Here is a 15,148-nt window from a genome sequence, read left to right as displayed (position 1 = left end):
ATGCCCCCTATTCTAAGCTTATATAACTGAAATTGTTTTTTTTACCAAATCGATTGTATAAAACCACAAATTTATCTGGATCTCTTGAGGGATTATGTTTGAAACCTAACTTCCACACATTCCTCGCATAGAACTCTTCCACCTCATCATAACTTTTAGAAACACCATATTCTTTCAATAATTTATGTAAGAGTTTAAGGAAAGTTTTGATTTCAAACTGATTTCGTTTCTCACTTCTTTTAATAATTGCATATAATCCATTAATTGAACTTAATAGGAAATCTTCAAGGGAAAATGAGACAGTTTCAAAGTAAGCTGGATATTCCTTAGTTAAACTAGTTTTACGGATAATTTTTTTGAAATCCATTTCACTAATTTCTTTATATTCTGATTTCAAATCATATGCGGATTTTTGTTCATCTTTTATAAAATCTAAATCAGCAGCTATATCTCTAGCAACCACAGGCTCAGTGAAATACTTAATTCCCTTTAATTTAAGCTTTTTAGGGGAACAGTAATGATCATAAAGGGTTTCCTTGTCTTGATAGACTTCATCAACCATGGTATAGGCAATGAAACTTATTTTCTTCTGTCTATCCAGATCCAGAGTTGAAAATAGGATTATTTTATCATTGGGTTCAATATTTTTTAGGGTTACGCTGCGCTTTTTTTCAGCCCCCAAAACTCGGGTATCATCTAACTGTCTTAGAAAGTCTTTATCAAACTTATGAATCCAGAATTTCGATTCACTGAAGGCGGTTTTTTTATTAGTTAGTTTTTTTTGGTTTATGTTGCCCCCTCCGTGGGATTGGTGCTATAGATCATATGATAATATAATATCTATCTACTTATATCATATAATAAAAATATTATTGATTGACAATAATAATGTGATGTAATAATAATCAAGTTATCAATCAATATAAAAGAGGATAAATATGACATTGGATGTTCTAGAAAACCGTTACCGGATAAAACTGGCTGATGATGACTTTTTTAATTTACTTCTCATTAATTCGGATAAATTGGGGGAACATAATGTAGTATACCAATTATTTGATGGAATTATTCAAATATTCTATGAAAACACTACTATCTATTCCATCAAAAATTCCAATCTATGGTTTTCACATCTTCACCGAAATAACAAGTCATTATTTGCCTTTGGAGTTGTAACACCAAAAACTAATGATTCCAACATGCCCGTATGTGTGATTGATTTTCCCACAGAAGGAATAGATAATAATTGTATAGGGGCCTATGGTGATGAGAATGGTAATGTATCTATTCTGATCAGAGTCAACTACCAAAAATTAAGGAAAATACCAACTAATAATATTTTAACAAGCCCTGAACGCGTACAGGCCACTGAAAATGGTAAAAAAAGATATTTTATCACTATAGGCCAGCTTAACCAACCTGATATTTTACCAAATCTCATGAAATTCATCCAGGAAATGGGAAGAATAACCGATAATGATGGTGAAATTCATGTTGATTTAACTGAATCTAAAGATCCAACTTCTTTAGAAGATAATAATGAGTTCGTAGAAGATGAAAAAGTGAAATGTGTTTTGTGCGGAGAATCCCTTTCAAATTCCCAGTTAGATCTAAAAGATGAAGTTAACTCCTTCAAAGAGAATGATAATGATAAATGCTATGATTGTATGGGAAAAATACAGGCTGCCCGAGGAATATCGGAAATAAAAAAACATGTATCCATCAAATTATTCAATGAAAAAACCTTATTAAAGGTTGTTGATGATCCTGAAACCTTACAAAATTATTTTAAAATCTTGAAAAAGCTTAAACTTATCAAAGATTTTAGTAAAGACGTGTATATCTTCAACCAGGCACAAAATGTCGAACAATATATTAATACTTATTCTGAGTTTTTGGAAGTTCCCAGTGGTATTTCTAAAGAAGTTACTGATGATATTCCAGATACAATTCCATCAACAAAGTTAGCGGATGGAATTAAAGTTTGTGAAGTTTGTGGTGCTAAATTAGACTTGGATAATTTCTACAAATCCAAAGATTCTCCTGATGGATTAACTGGTAAGTGTAAGGATTGTTCCCGGAAATCTCATGCAGCTAAAGCAATTGAAGAAATTAGAAAGTTTGTTGAACCCGCTACTTCCTTTAACAAGGATGATCTTTTAAAAGAATCCAATAATCGGATGGTTTTTTTGGATTATTTCTGGACACTTCAAGAATTTGACCTTTTAGAAGAGGATAAAAAACCTGACTTTTACTTGTTAAAAAGCGAAGACATACTCAATGAATTCATTGCTAAATATGGGGATGAAAGTCCTGAAATAACAGAAACAGTTATAGAAAAGCCACCTGAGAAAAAAGCAGCTCCTAAACTGGCAAAAACTTGCTTAATATGCCAGCAAACTTTGCCCATATCCAATTTTTATAAATCACAAGCAAATGATGATGGTTATTCAGATAAGTGCAAAGATTGTTCCAGAAAATCTTACGCAGCACGTGCCTTAGAAGCATTACTAGAATGTGTTGAACCAGGGATATCTTTTTATAAAAAAGACTTGTTGGATCAGTGTGAAAACCAGTTACAGTTTAGAGATTATTTCTGGACATTACAGGAACTTGATCTATTAGAATACAATGAAAAAACTGATTTATATTCATTGAAGGAAGAAGATGTGTTAAATCAATTCCTCCATAAATATGGTGAAAAACCACCTGAAGAAGAGGTTCCTCCAGAAGATGCTGAATTTGTTGAAACACCAGAACCTTTAGTAAAGGACACAGATGTATTTCAGCTTGAAAATTCTGACCCGGATGTTAAAATTTGTCTTACTTGTGGTAAGAGTTTACCCATATCTAATTTCTATAAATCATCCTATAATACAGATGGATTGGTGGATAACTGTAAAAACTGTGCAGATACTAAAAATGCTGGTAAAATAGTATTGGAAATACAGGAACATGTGGAAATTGGTATACCTTTCACGAAAAATGACCTCTCCAAAAAGATTGAAAATGAAACTCGAGCTAATTACTATATCTGGACTCTTCAGGAACAGGATTTAATCAGTTATAATGAAAGAACCGACACCTATGTCCTAGAAGATAATGATAAATTCAAAGTTTATCAAGATATCCTAAAAGCTGAATCTATTGAGGAAGCTCAAGAAGATGCACCCTTAGAAAAAGTTAAAATTCAGTCCAGTTGTAAAATTAAACCTGAGAAAGTGGAGGATGTTCTAGAAGTAGCCACAGTTGGCCATGATGTTACTCGAAAAGAGATTATTTACATATCAAATGATGGATCACCTTCAAATATAATGATAAAGGGTATTATCAAAAATGATCGTTTAATACAAACTTTAAATGATTTAGAAACACTTCTCAACTTTAACACCAATAAAATGTTTGTGAATCGCCATATAGATGATTATTTAGAAGTAATTATTGATTTAATTGTTAAAAAAGAGTCAATGGATGAAGCTTTAAATCTACTTCAAGGAGAAAAATGGATTGATAAAACCAATAATGGAAATGATTAGATCAATCCCACATAACTGAGGATTTGTTCTTTTTTGTCTTCAAGAACTTCCAGGGATCGCTCATAACACTCATTAACTACTTTTTCAAGATTTCCGGTTCCTTCCCAATGTTTTTCTAAGAATTCATATCCGAATGCTTCTTCTATTTTTTTAATCACATATACGGTGATGAATATATCGTCAATGTAACCGTAGGGTCCGTAAACTTGTTCGGGAATCACGTCCATGGGTACTACATAGTAGGCGATGGCTGCACTGATTTCCAGTCTTAAATTCTGGTTTACTTTTTCATCGTTTAAGACTTCGGTGAGTAATTTGAAAAGATGAGGCCCATGATCAATGAATGAAGCATACTCCCCTTGATATGATTCTAAGTTATCGGATAATACATCATAGAAATCTTTAAATTCATTTTCCATTAATAACACCTTCTAAATCATCAACTTAATGTTACATATTGTATCAAATCTAATAAAAACATTACTTTTCATTATTGGAATGTTTCTTTAACATTTCCTCTAGAACAACTTAAAAAAATCTCGTTATTCTTCATTTTCCTCATAAGAAAACCCCATTACTAGTAGTTAAATTGTAATTTTTATTAATAAGTTGCTCCTTAATAAAAATATTCATTTAATTTGGGATTATTGCCTTCCAACAGTAATAAAGTGGGGTTAAAATGTCATACCTAGTCTGCTATAAATGCGATGTGTACTACGAAGTGGAAACTGAAGAAGAACTCCAAGAATTAACCCACTGCGAATGTGGTGAAAAACTGGTTTTCTTTGAAAATTTAGAAGACTCATACACTGACCCAGAATCTCTTTATGAAGCTTTAGAAGAGGCAGATGATGCATATATTGATCTTGAAGAAGCACACAGTGAACATAAGGAACCCGAAAATGTGGGTAACCCGCATGTGCGGGAAACCATATCCAACGGAACAACCTTCACTGAGAAGAAAGCATCTCAGTATCAAAAAAGCTATCAAAATGGAGAACTACTAACCTATGCCGGGGTTATACTTTTTCTAATATCACTCTTTGCCATCTTCCTAACATTGAACATTTTCTATGTCATGTTAACACTGGCCGGTGTATTCCTGGGTGTCTACGGTAACTCCCTAACCACTCAGAGCAAAAAAGATGGTTACAGCTGGGAAAAGGGACTGGAAGGGGAAAAAATGGTGGCTGATTATTTAAATACCTTACCCAAGGATTACTTTGTCTACAACGATGTGATGTTACCAGGTAAGGGTGGAAACATCGATCATATTGTAATCGGACCCACTGGCATCTACGTCATTGAAACCAAAAACTACTCCGGAAAGTACCGCATAAAGGGTGACCAATGGTTATACTATAAAAATGATTCTCCCATGGTGATTAACTATAATCTCGGAATCCAGGTTCGAAAAAACACCAGGGATCTAGTTAACTTTCTGGGTGAAAAAGGTATATCCACCAATGGATCATGGATAACTGGTCTGGTGGCATTCATCTGCCCGGATTTCCGGGTACTGGAAACTCCTACTAATTATAAAGTTCTATTACCTAAGACCGTACCCGAGTACATATTGAATGGCAGAAAAGAAAATAATATGGATTTATTGGGTAGAGCTGCCCTGGAACTGGAATCATGCTGTGTGGAGCTTAGTCTAGCACGTTAGCCATTTAAATTTAAACAATGATAATTATAGACAAACATCTATAACTTTAACCACGTCAGTCCACCACCCGGCCTGGCAGATAACTTATTAAATCCTGACCCTTTGATCAGTTAAGAAAATTAGGGATAACCAATTCAAACTATTAACAGAAGCTTTAGATTAAAATCATAACCATTTCATTCTCCCTTTTACTAATTAAAATATTAAATCATAACTTTTATATAATAATTATTATAATACCTTTTTTTAAGTAATTTTAATATTCAAGGAGTTACAAATATGGAAGTAATGAAAAATATGGATAAAAAACAGGATCTATTAAAAAAGGCCACTATCTCTCCTGAAAAGAGTGATGATCAGGGCAATATCCGTCCGGAATATGTTAAAAAAATCCAGAGGATAATGAAACAAGATCGTGTTAAAATAAAGGATATTGACCAGTTTTTTGATGAAGATTAGACCATGTATGAACTAATTTTCCTGGTTTTTCATGTATAATTGGGACCAGAAATTAGGAAGTTTTTACCCTTTTTCTTTTAACTTCAACTCTTTTATCACCCCTGAAGTTACAGATATCCAGTTCCTGTATCCTCATGGAGATTCACCCCTTTTAATATAGAAACAAGTAAATTTTCATTTTGCAGAATATCTTCAAATTGTTGAAGTTCTAAAATGAGATCCGAATGAAAATCTTCATTATCACCTAACTTCTGGAAGGTTTCTTCCACTATTTCCTACAAAATTGACTGAAGGGCTTTATTCATTGATTGGTTTCCCCATTATCATAATTCCCTGTTTTGTTATATGAAATAACAATGATCATTTAACCATAATTGCCGGAAATTTCCGGAAAGTATTACTAAGAATGTATTGTATTTGATATCCCCTACTTTCCTTTTTTCAACTATTCCTAGTTTACACATTCCTCTAAGATCAATACGCGCAGTTCTATCAGTACAATTAAAGAGTTCTCCATATTTAACTGAGGTAATGAATTTGTTAGTCTTCAAATAGTCATAGCCTTCCACTGCCAAATGTTTTTACATTCATTTTAAAATTTCAGATTTTCATTGAATCTGATTTTTACTTGAATTATTTATCACTTTACCCTTTTTGCTAAAAAGGTAGAATCATCCCCTAGATGAATTCTGAATTCACCCTCCAGAAAATCTTCCTCTTTCATTCTAACCCAACCACTACCTGAAGCTGGGTCACATTCATCATTTCCATCCCAGGTAAACTCGAACCTTTCTTCACCAGCACAGAACACAACATTCCCATCAATCTTCCCCGATACTAATCCAAACTGAAAATATCCACGGTTCCTAGAGTTTATCTCAATATATGCCTGAACTTCCATGTTAAAATAATCCTCATCCCACAATTCCATTTCATAAATATGCCAGGTTCCAATAAAGCTCATGTATTTACGTCCTTTTTATGTTGTTTATGATATAGTTTGGTATCTACTCAAATATGATTGTAGGGGCCTTTGATTTATAATAATAAAGAAATAAATGTAGTGAAAATCTTCATTATTCTCCAGTTTCCGGAAGGTTTCTGTGATTATCTCTTCTAGATTGATTTAAAAACTTGGCTCTACCCCCTAATGTTACTCCTGCTCCCCTTAAAAGAATAATATTTATTCTGCCTTTTACTGGTATTCATATTTTTTTGATTAGATGGTTAATTATAACTTGAATATGTAACAGTTGAGTTTAAGAAAATTATATATGATCATTCTATAGAAAAGTAATAATGTAAATTTAGTTTAGATCAAGAAGAATAGGAAATTCCATGAGAGTGAAAGCCACCCATTTCATAGACACCTCAATTCTGGCAAGCCTTGTATTCAATGACACCTATGAAAAAGAATGTTTAAGATATATAAAAAGAGTTCCAAAAATATACAAGGGCAATATTAGCATTCTTGTACTGGGAGAGCTCTATTTATCCCTATTAAATAATATAACCGACAATCTGGAATTGACAAGTACTTTTCAGATGATAAACAATATTATCCAACAATTAGATTTCCAATATGTAACTCTGGAAGTATTACATTACCAGTGTTGTATTAGTGAAATAAGAAAAATTGATTCTAGATTGGATATAACTGATACTAAATTATTAGCTGAAGCTCTGGGGAGTGATAGTGCTGCATTCATTACCATTGATCAGAAGATATTAAAAAGTAAAAACCTTAATGAGCTCATTGAAATAGCCCATCCAGATGATATGATCTAAAAACGTTTCAAATTATTACGAAGATCTCTTATAATCTCCGCACCTGTTTTCCCTCTAGCTTCGGGCCTTAAAGCTTCTTTATTAAGGACATGAGTAATTCCTAACTCTTCCCTGAGCTTTTTAGTTTCAGCATCCATATTAAATATTATGATCTTTTTAACATATAATGTTAGTTGTCTGTGGACTTTAAACCCTTTAGCAGGGGGACTTTCTCAAAAACCCACTACCAAACTTTAAAAGGGTTAATGTTAACCAAGGTTTGATTTTTCATATAGATAAACCATGATTATATACTTCGTTTTTCATTAATTTATGAACTGAAATTTACCTATATTTTCATCAAATAAGCACTCAAATGTTTGGTTTATGAAAATTACAGATCTTTTTAATGATATATTTTTACAAACCTTATGCATTTTTATTACCATTCTAAAACTCCTCTAAAAAATATAATCGGTAGTCATAAAGGAGTCAAATATTTATTATATAAAATACAAAATAGTAGTCATGAAAGTAGTCGAATATATAGATCGATTTTGTAGATAAAATAAAAGAGTTTATATTAAACAAAAGATTTCCAAGGATTTAAAAAATATGTTCAATCCCTGTTTCACATATAACCACGAATTAGTAAATAAACTGCTCGAAATTAATTCCATAAGGGATTTTATTGTCAACGCACCGGTTGTATTGGAAATGGAAGTATCACTTAAAAAAGATGCGCTTCTTAAATCAGCACATCACTCCACTGCAATTGAAGGCAATCCCTTATCCTTAGATCAGGTGGATAAACTGGCTAAGGGAATTGGAATACAGGGACAGAAGAGGGCTATGCAGGAAGTTTTAAACTATCTAAATGTGCTTAAAAATATGGATAAATATATTGAAGACGGGAAAATTACAGAGAAGAACGTTTTAAAGCTTCATGAGAATATAACTCATTACACCCTGGAATATACTTATCTTGAAGGCCAGTACCGGAGTGAACCGGTTTATGTTGTAAACCGGGAAGGTGATATTGTTTTTACTCCCCCCAATGCTAATCTGGTGCCGGGCCAAATGGAGGACCTCCTGGAATGGATCAATAACTCATCTGGTGAATTAAATGCAGTTGTTTCTGCAGGTATAATTCATTATGAGTTTGTAAGGATACATCCCTTTGCTGGTGGTAATGGGAGAACAGGCAGGGCACTTGCAGCGATTTACCTGTACCTGAGGGGATTTGATGTTGATTTTACCCTGGATGAATACTACCATAGTGACCGACAGGCATACTACCATGCCCTGAACTCAGTTGATCAAAAGACTCAGGATCTAACTGATTGGCTCTTATATTTCCTGGAAGGATTTTTAACTTCTTTATCTGAAATTAAGGATAGGATAATGCTGTTTCCCCCAGGTGCACCAACGAAAATAAAATTAACCGAAAAAATGTTGAAAATCTTAGAATACCTACACTTAAACGGAAGCATCACCAATTCAGAAGTCCAGAAACTCTTAAATATCTCTCGCCAGGGAGCTTATAAATATTTACGGAGCTTAATGGATAAGGGTATTATAGAGAAGAAGGGTGGAAGCCGGTCCACCTATTATATTTTAAGGTAGTCATCTGGGTAGTCGTTTTAGTTGTCGAATGTGGTTAAGAGGTGTTAATATTAAGAAAATATCGGTTTAGGTTATTGGGAGAATTGGTTGAATGTTCCATATGTTCATTAAATGTTCCATATGTTCGTTAAATTTATTATAATAATTCATAATATCTCCCTTTTTTGTTTCCAACGGCTTTAATTAGTTTTTTATCTATTAATCAGTTAAGTCTCTACGTAGTCATTTTTGTAACATCAGAAATAATTTTTGAATATTCTGATGTTGATATGATATTGTGAGATTTTAAATAATCCATAACCCTAATTTGTCTTTCATTCAGGCCCAATTCTTTAAGTTTCTCCTGAGTTAATTGCTTATAAAAATACACATTAAACTTAATTTTTTTTAATTCGCTAGAATAGTTAGTATATTAAGAGTATAGAATAGAAATTATTCAGTTAATTTAATTTATAATCAGTAACAAAAGGATTATATAGAGTTTGGGGTGTGATTATTTATGGTTAATAGTCGTTCAAAAGGAGAGATTAAAGCACTTACCTCTGACCTTAAAAAGGTTTTAAAGGAACTTTATGGGGATAGGCTGATGGAAATAATCCTTTATGGTTCATTTGCCCGGGATGAAGCAAAGGCGGATTCTGATATCGACATTGCCATAGTCCTCAAAGGCAGCGTAGATAAGTTTCAGGAATTGGACCGATTACATGAAGAGACCTATCACTTAGCACTAAAATATGGAGAACTTATCTCTTTTTATCCAATATCTCAAGAGGATCTTAAAGATACAGAATGGCCCCTTCATTACTATATTCAGAAGGAGGGTGTCAAAGTTTGAAGGGTAAAATCGAATTTTTACTTGAAAGAGCCGATGATAATCTGGAATCTATCCAATTACTTATTGTTAATGATTATCATGACATTGCTGTTTCTAGATCTTATTATGCTACGTTTACGCCGCAGATCGGTTTTACTAACGAAAAATTTAAAATTTTCATCTCTAGTGGGGTTGTTTCCTAGCTATTTATACAATTTCTGGCTCTAAAAACCCTATTTTATCTATTAATTTCTTTTTTCCCTGATTTTTCCGGGAAAAATTATAATAGTAAATTCTAAACTCATTTTCACCCATCAACTGTTCCAGCATCTTTAACATTACAATGGCATCATTATAGTGGATATGTGAACGGTTAACTCTTTGTTGTATCCATTTTTGAGAAAGATTGATGGTATGTTCCTTGCTTAATTTTTTTGCATAGCTTTTTATTTCTGCTTTTTGGAGATGATTTAATATTTTTAAAAGTAACTCATAGGCGTATTCCTCATCTCGATTTAAAAGTTTCAGGGCTAGTATTTTAGCTACATCCACCTTTTCTACGTGATCGATCATATCTTTTAGCTTTTCTTCACTTGTTAATTCAACAGTTAATTCTATAAGTTCAATTAACGCATCATCCACATCTATCCAGGGATTTTTCATGGCTTTTATGGTTAAATATATGGCATCTTCAATTTTTTGATTATCTTTTGCAGATCTGGCGGTTTTAATTAAAGTATCAGAACTTATACTGGTTGAAGATATTGCATATTTTATTGCATCGTCAAGATATCCATCATATAATAGAATTGAGACTTTGTTATCATCCGAGCAATCTGTTTTTATGATATTGATGAGTTCATCATATTTATTCACCTTTTTAAACACCTCCTTTATAGAGGTATAAGTTTTATCTGAACCATTCACTGTATTTAACAATCTTACAGCTACTGTTTTAAGTAAATCTAGATTTATATCATTCCATTTATCCACATCTAGTTGATTTAAAGTGTTAAAAAATAGTACATCCAATCTAAAGTCTACATCTTCCAGCATCACGCCCTCTTGAATATACTTTGCTGCCTCTTCATATCGCTTTGCGGATACTAATGCTTTCCCCAGCCTTAGATAATCATCCTTATTTTCAAGTTCCATCTTGGAGATTGCAATTACTGCTTCCTCATTAAGACCTAAATAACAATAGAGGTGATAAATGAGGTTGATTAATTTTCCACGATTATATTGATTAGATGATTTTGCACCCTCTAATTGTTTTATTTCTGCCTGTAACTCTTCAACTATGATCTGGATGTTGTTTTTTGTGGCCATGGCAAATAGCATATTTTCAACATCAAAACCGTAATCTTCTAAAAGCACCAAATCAATTATCTCTTTTAGATATATCGGTTTTTCACCATCAAAAAGCTTTAAAGAATTACAACAATCTTCTACACATTCTTCAATAAGATCTTCCAAATCATATGCATCTTGTATTTCCAGGTAAAGCTCTAAACACTTATTTATTAAAATAATATAGACGTAAACTGCATCCTCTGGTTTTAAGTTTTGGGCTAAATTTTTTACCGGTTCAAGTTCATTAACTACCTTATAAGCTGGATTGTGGTCATAGTAATCTAAGTTAGTATAGTTGACACGTTTTTTTATTGCATCTAAATCTACTACCTTCTCAGTTTTAATTTTTGAAGATGTAAACAATGTAATTTTAAATGGATCATCAACTACAACTGATAATATCATATCTAAAAGTTCATCTTTCCTTTTATCTCTTAAATTGCTTTTAAATAAGTCAATATCTAGAAAATCTTCTTTACAATTAATCCACTTTAAAAGGAGCGCAACACCGTGTTTACACATAGACCCCACAGGACAGCTACATCTTGAATATATTTTATCACTAACATCTACCTTGACTTTGTAAGGAGCAGATCCGGTACCATAAACTTTACCCCATAATTTATCATCTTTTTTGACACCTAAACACACATGGCCATTTTTATAATAATTAAAACCCCTACTATAACTTTTACTACCAAATACGTTTTTTAATTCTTCTAAAGAGGGTTTATTCATTTTAATGCACCTTTTTATTTATAATATGAATATATCTTAATTAAGGGAATTTTTAACCTTTCGCCGCTTTTGACGTTTTTTTCCAACTTCACTGATCTTAAGTAAATTTTTGAATCTTCCAAGCAAGCTTACGGAGTTCAAATAAAAATTCAAAATCTTCCCCTTTTTCCAGTTTTTGGAAGGTTTTATTCTGGGATATCTTTTAAGATTGATCTATGAACTTGATTATCCCCTTTAATTTTACCAATTCCCCTAAAGAATAATATAAATCTACTTTAACTGTATTCATATTTTTTGATTAAGAATATGTTATGGAATTATTGATCTGAAAAATTTAGGGACAAATATATATTATGATATTTATATAGAAAAGTAATATTATAAGGATAAGTCGAAGATTAAGTGATGAAAGAAGGAAATTCATGAGAGTGAAAGCCACCCATTTCATTGATACGTCTATTTTTGCTAGTGTAGCTCTTGAAGATCATTATGAAAAGGAATGCTTAAGATATCTTAAACGAGTTCCCAAAATATACCAGGGAAATATAAGTCTTTTAGTCCTGGGGGAGCTTTACCTATCTCTTTTTGAAAATATAAATGATAACATCAAAAGAACTGGCGCTTTTCAAAATATAAATAGTGTAATTGATCATTTAAATTTAGGATTTGTGACTTTGAAGTTACCCTATTATCTATCCTGCATAGAAAAGATAAAAAAAGCAGATTCTAGATTAGGAATACCCGATTCGAAACTATTGAGAGAAGCCCTAGGCGATGATTGCAATGCATTCATAACCATTGATGAACAAATCCTGAAAAGTAGTAAACTAAATGATTTAATAAAAACAATACATCCAGCTGATATGGTTTAAGATTTATCCATCTTTTCCCTTTGGATTCGTATAATCTCAGCAGCGGTTTTACCCCTGGCTTCAGGGATAAGATCATCTTGTCTAATCCGATGTTTTAGACCTAATTCTTTCCTGAGCTTTTTGGTTTCTGCATCCATACTAAACTTTATGGTCTTTTAACATATAATGTTAGTCCACAGAGTAATAGTGTCTATGGCAGGAAATAACAGTTACTATAATGCACTTATATTTTATTAATGTTTTTCGAGGTACCAGTTTTTAAGTTTACTAGGTAGTATGGAAATATTTCATATAAAAAATTTTTAGATTTCCTTTGAATCGGATTTAAACTTGAATCACTTTGCCCTTTTTGCTAAAAATGTAGAATCATCCCCTAGATGAATTCTGAATTCTCCCTCCAAAAAATCTTCCTCTTTCATTCGAACCCAACCACTACCTGAAGCTGGGTTACATTTCATCATTTCCATCCCAGGTAAACTCGAACCTCTCCCCACCTGCATAAAACATAACTTCCCCATCAATACGGCCCGATACTAAACCAAAATGAAAATATCCACGGTTGCTTGAGTTTATCTCAATATAAGCCTGAACTTCCGTGTTAAAATAATCCTCATCCCACAACTCCATTTCATAAATATGCCAGGTTCCCATAATGCCCATATATACACCCCACTATCGATGTTACAAGTAATTTTATTAGCTTATGTATCAATTCTTATCCTGATCTGATCATCTATTATGTGATTGGTTAAAAATTTCCCGACAAAATGTCGGGAAAATGTCGGGAAAATGTCGGGAATAATACGGTTCATATTGATCTTTCATAAAGGATATTTTTTGATCCCCCTCTTTTAATCAATAATTGTCTTTCAATTAGAATGTTCAAATCCCTTTGATGTGTCCTTTCACCAACAGCAGGTGATATTTTATGGCAATCTTCAATTTTAATACTGCCTTTATCCATCACATACATCATTATCCTAATTTGCCTTTTATTTAGACCTTGTTCCTGGAAATAACTCTCATCATATAAATTTTTCCGAATATAAACCGAGAATCCTCCCATTTCCTCTTTGAAAACTGGTTCAACCAGATTTGCTTCTTTCATTGAATCAATAATACGTTTAATCCCGGTCCCATATTCTTCAATTAAACCAGCCAAGTAGAATATCTTGGATATAAGGGGATTTCGAGCCACAGACCGATGGGAACTTTTCAAAAGATCCATGTTCATTCCTTCCGGAAGTCCCCCTGCATTATGAAACCATATACGATCATCATAGACACGAATCTGAGTCTGCATATTATGCAGATGATAATTGCGATGTACTATGGCGTTAAGTAAAATTTCTCGAATCGCAGGGAGAGGATAATCCCATACATCATTACGCATCAATTCTTCACCAGTTATCTCGTACCGAACATTGATGAAATTTTTTATGGCCTCTTCAGCCTCAGCCACTTGATTAAAAAGGTTGCCTTCAATCAAACGATCTCCAATGATTGTTATTTCATCTTTGAATCTCCCCACCCTTACCACTGTATTGGTAAAGAATTGCTGAGGACCCTCACTAAATAAAATATACCCTGCGTTGGTTAATTTCCCATCTATGATTAAGTTAAGTTTCTCCAGTGTCAGTGAAATATCATCCGAACATTCGGCTGATTTTAGCCTACCACTTTTTCTTGCCATGGAAAAGAATTTATTAACGGTTTCTACATCAATCTTATCCAGGTCATAATCACCAGTCATTGAATCCCAGTTAGTTTTCAGTAGAAATAAATTCTTCAAGTCTTCCTCATGCATAAGACGGGTGGTACTTCCCACTCTTTGATAATATTTACCCCGATAAGAGCTTAGATTTCCTTTTTTAACTTCTATGGCCAAAACTTTCCTCCCATTATAATCCAAACAATTTATTCGAGGATGCACACCAATATTATTTACAATTTTATCAGTAAGATCCCTGAAAAACGGTTCTGAGCAGTTAACTCCTCGTATTTTTTTATCATCTGATATTCCCAGGAAGAGATGACCTCCCTCAGTGTTCACAAATGCAGCCAGTGTTTTATAGGCAGAATCATTCATTTCTTCCTTGAATTCTACCTTGGTCCCCTCATCTATTTTCATAATATCCCTAATTTCCATTTTTTTACACCACAAGTAATATTAATTATAATATTATTAATAATATTATTCTATCTACCATAAAAGAGGTGATCCAATTTCCATTTATTGTCTGTAAGCGTTGCAATCTTTATTATGAGGTACATTCTCCTGACAAACCTGTTGAACTAGGTACATGTGACTGTG

At 32.8% G+C, this 15,148-nt stretch carries 16 protein-coding genes; 7 read left to right on the top strand and 9 right to left on the bottom strand.

Going from position 1 to position 15,148, the window contains the following annotated elements:
- Positions 1-7: 7 nt before the first annotated feature.
- The gene (locus tag BK009_RS03400; protein WP_157809692.1) at positions 8-562 is read right to left on the bottom strand and encodes an EVE domain-containing protein; all 555 of its coding nucleotides are present in this window, start codon (positions 560-562) and stop codon (positions 8-10) included.
- Between the two features lie 376 nt (positions 563-938).
- Between BK009_RS03400 and BK009_RS03395 the strand changes: the two genes are divergently transcribed.
- The gene (locus tag BK009_RS03395) at positions 939-3,536 is read left to right on the top strand and encodes a hypothetical protein (protein WP_100909040.1); all 2,598 of its coding nucleotides are present in this window, start codon (positions 939-941) and stop codon (positions 3,534-3,536) included.
- Here the strand turns inward: BK009_RS03395 and BK009_RS03390 are convergent.
- Positions 3,533-3,955: a YkvA family protein gene (locus BK009_RS03390; protein WP_100909039.1), complete on the bottom strand. Its 423-nt coding sequence runs from the start codon at positions 3,953-3,955 to the stop codon at positions 3,533-3,535. The two genes, BK009_RS03395 and BK009_RS03390, sit on opposite strands and share 4 nt — an antisense overlap.
- Before the next feature lie 260 nt (positions 3,956-4,215).
- Between BK009_RS03390 and BK009_RS03385 the strand changes: the two genes are divergently transcribed.
- Complete coding sequence (locus BK009_RS03385; protein ID WP_100909038.1) at positions 4,216-5,205, top strand: nuclease-related domain-containing protein; 990 nt, start codon at positions 4,216-4,218, stop codon at positions 5,203-5,205.
- 279 nt (positions 5,206-5,484) lie between these two features.
- Positions 5,485-5,664 carry a hypothetical protein gene (locus BK009_RS03380; RefSeq protein ID WP_100909037.1) on the top strand — a complete coding sequence of 60 codons (180 nt, stop codon included), beginning with the start codon at positions 5,485-5,487 and terminating at the stop codon, positions 5,662-5,664.
- A gap of 107 nt (positions 5,665-5,771) precedes the next feature.
- On the opposite strand, the gene BK009_RS12350 is transcribed toward BK009_RS03380, so the two are convergent.
- Positions 5,772-5,933 (bottom strand): hypothetical protein, encoded by a 162-nt coding sequence (locus tag BK009_RS12350; RefSeq protein WP_157809691.1) that lies wholly within the window; start codon positions 5,931-5,933, stop codon positions 5,772-5,774.
- A 371-nt stretch (positions 5,934-6,304) separates the two neighbouring features.
- Positions 6,305-6,628 carry a hypothetical protein gene (locus BK009_RS03375; RefSeq protein WP_100909036.1) on the bottom strand — a complete coding sequence of 108 codons (324 nt, stop codon included), beginning with the start codon at positions 6,626-6,628 and terminating at the stop codon, positions 6,305-6,307.
- Between the two features lie 374 nt (positions 6,629-7,002).
- On the opposite strand from BK009_RS03375, the gene BK009_RS03370 reads away from it, so the two are divergent.
- From BK009_RS03370 to BK009_RS03360, 3 genes are all read left to right on the top strand, one after another.
- Entirely contained in the window at positions 7,003-7,452 is a 450-nt protein-coding gene (locus BK009_RS03370) for a hypothetical protein (RefSeq protein ID WP_100909035.1), read from the top strand.
- 696 nt (positions 7,453-8,148) lie between these two features.
- Positions 8,149-9,057, top strand: a complete 909-nt coding sequence (locus tag BK009_RS03365; RefSeq protein ID WP_236951024.1) for a Fic family protein — start codon at positions 8,149-8,151, stop codon at positions 9,055-9,057.
- A 499-nt stretch (positions 9,058-9,556) separates the two neighbouring features.
- Positions 9,557-9,892 (top strand): nucleotidyltransferase domain-containing protein, encoded by a 336-nt coding sequence (locus BK009_RS03360; RefSeq protein ID WP_100909033.1) that lies wholly within the window; start codon positions 9,557-9,559, stop codon positions 9,890-9,892.
- Between the two features lie 186 nt (positions 9,893-10,078).
- On the opposite strand, the gene BK009_RS03350 is transcribed toward BK009_RS03360, so the two are convergent.
- On the bottom strand, positions 10,079-11,962 hold the full coding sequence (locus BK009_RS03350; RefSeq protein WP_100909031.1) for an SWIM zinc finger family protein: 1,884 nt from the start codon (positions 11,960-11,962) through the stop codon (positions 10,079-10,081).
- Between the two features lie 422 nt (positions 11,963-12,384).
- Here BK009_RS03350 and BK009_RS03345 point away from each other — a divergent pair, with 422 nt between their 5' ends.
- The gene (locus BK009_RS03345; RefSeq protein ID WP_100909030.1) at positions 12,385-12,834 is read left to right on the top strand and encodes a hypothetical protein; all 450 of its coding nucleotides are present in this window, start codon (positions 12,385-12,387) and stop codon (positions 12,832-12,834) included.
- Here the strand turns inward: BK009_RS03345 and BK009_RS12345 are convergent.
- From BK009_RS12345 to BK009_RS03335, 4 genes are all read right to left on the bottom strand, one after another.
- On the bottom strand, positions 12,831-12,971 hold the full coding sequence (locus BK009_RS12345; RefSeq protein WP_157809690.1) for a hypothetical protein: 141 nt from the start codon (positions 12,969-12,971) through the stop codon (positions 12,831-12,833). The two genes, BK009_RS03345 and BK009_RS12345, sit on opposite strands and share 4 nt — an antisense overlap.
- Positions 12,972-13,169: 198 nt before the next feature.
- Positions 13,170-13,292 (bottom strand): hypothetical protein, encoded by a 123-nt coding sequence (locus BK009_RS12775; RefSeq protein ID WP_257790623.1) that lies wholly within the window; start codon positions 13,290-13,292, stop codon positions 13,170-13,172.
- Positions 13,282-13,494, bottom strand: a complete 213-nt coding sequence (locus tag BK009_RS03340; protein ID WP_211290142.1) for a hypothetical protein — start codon at positions 13,492-13,494, stop codon at positions 13,282-13,284. Before BK009_RS03340 ends, BK009_RS12775 begins: the two co-directional genes overlap by 11 nt.
- A 148-nt stretch (positions 13,495-13,642) precedes the next feature.
- Positions 13,643-14,965, bottom strand: coding sequence for an ATP-binding protein (locus BK009_RS03335; RefSeq protein WP_236951023.1), 1,323 nt, complete (start codon positions 14,963-14,965; stop codon positions 13,643-13,645).
- Positions 14,966-15,148: the final 183 nt, after the last annotated feature.

This window comes from Methanobacterium subterraneum, assembly GCF_002813695.1.
Classification (GTDB): domain Archaea; phylum Methanobacteriota; class Methanobacteria; order Methanobacteriales; family Methanobacteriaceae; genus Methanobacterium; species Methanobacterium subterraneum.
This window is presented reverse-complemented; position numbering and strand designations above follow the sequence as displayed.

Coding starts and splice junctions, on each gene's coding strand:
- BK009_RS03400 (WP_157809692.1), bottom strand. CDS start 562: ATGGTTGATGAAGTCTATCAAGACAAGGAAACCCTTTATGATCATTAC.
- BK009_RS03395 (WP_100909040.1), top strand. CDS start 939: ATGACATTGGATGTTCTAGAAAACCGTTACCGGATAAAACTGGCTGAT.
- BK009_RS03390 (WP_100909039.1), bottom strand. CDS start 3,955: ATGGAAAATGAATTTAAAGATTTCTATGATGTATTATCCGATAACTTA.
- BK009_RS03385 (WP_100909038.1), top strand. CDS start 4,216: ATGTCATACCTAGTCTGCTATAAATGCGATGTGTACTACGAAGTGGAA.
- BK009_RS03380 (WP_100909037.1), top strand. CDS start 5,485: ATGGAAGTAATGAAAAATATGGATAAAAAACAGGATCTATTAAAAAAG.
- BK009_RS03375 (WP_100909036.1), bottom strand. CDS start 6,628: ATGAGCTTTATTGGAACCTGGCATATTTATGAAATGGAATTGTGGGAT.
- BK009_RS03370 (WP_100909035.1), top strand. CDS start 7,003: ATGAGAGTGAAAGCCACCCATTTCATAGACACCTCAATTCTGGCAAGC.
- BK009_RS03365 (WP_236951024.1), top strand. CDS start 8,149: ATGGAAGTATCACTTAAAAAAGATGCGCTTCTTAAATCAGCACATCAC.
- BK009_RS03360 (WP_100909033.1), top strand. CDS start 9,557: ATGGTTAATAGTCGTTCAAAAGGAGAGATTAAAGCACTTACCTCTGAC.
- BK009_RS03350 (WP_100909031.1), bottom strand. CDS start 11,962: ATGAATAAACCCTCTTTAGAAGAATTAAAAAACGTATTTGGTAGTAAA.
- BK009_RS03345 (WP_100909030.1), top strand. CDS start 12,385: ATGAGAGTGAAAGCCACCCATTTCATTGATACGTCTATTTTTGCTAGT.
- BK009_RS12345 (WP_157809690.1), bottom strand. CDS start 12,971: ATGGATGCAGAAACCAAAAAGCTCAGGAAAGAATTAGGTCTAAAACAT.
- BK009_RS12775 (WP_257790623.1), bottom strand. CDS start 13,292: ATGAAATGTAACCCAGCTTCAGGTAGTGGTTGGGTTCGAATGAAAGAG.
- BK009_RS03340 (WP_211290142.1), bottom strand. CDS start 13,494: ATGGGCATTATGGGAACCTGGCATATTTATGAAATGGAGTTGTGGGAT.
- BK009_RS03335 (WP_236951023.1), bottom strand. CDS start 14,965: ATGAAAATAGATGAGGGGACCAAGGTAGAATTCAAGGAAGAAATGAAT.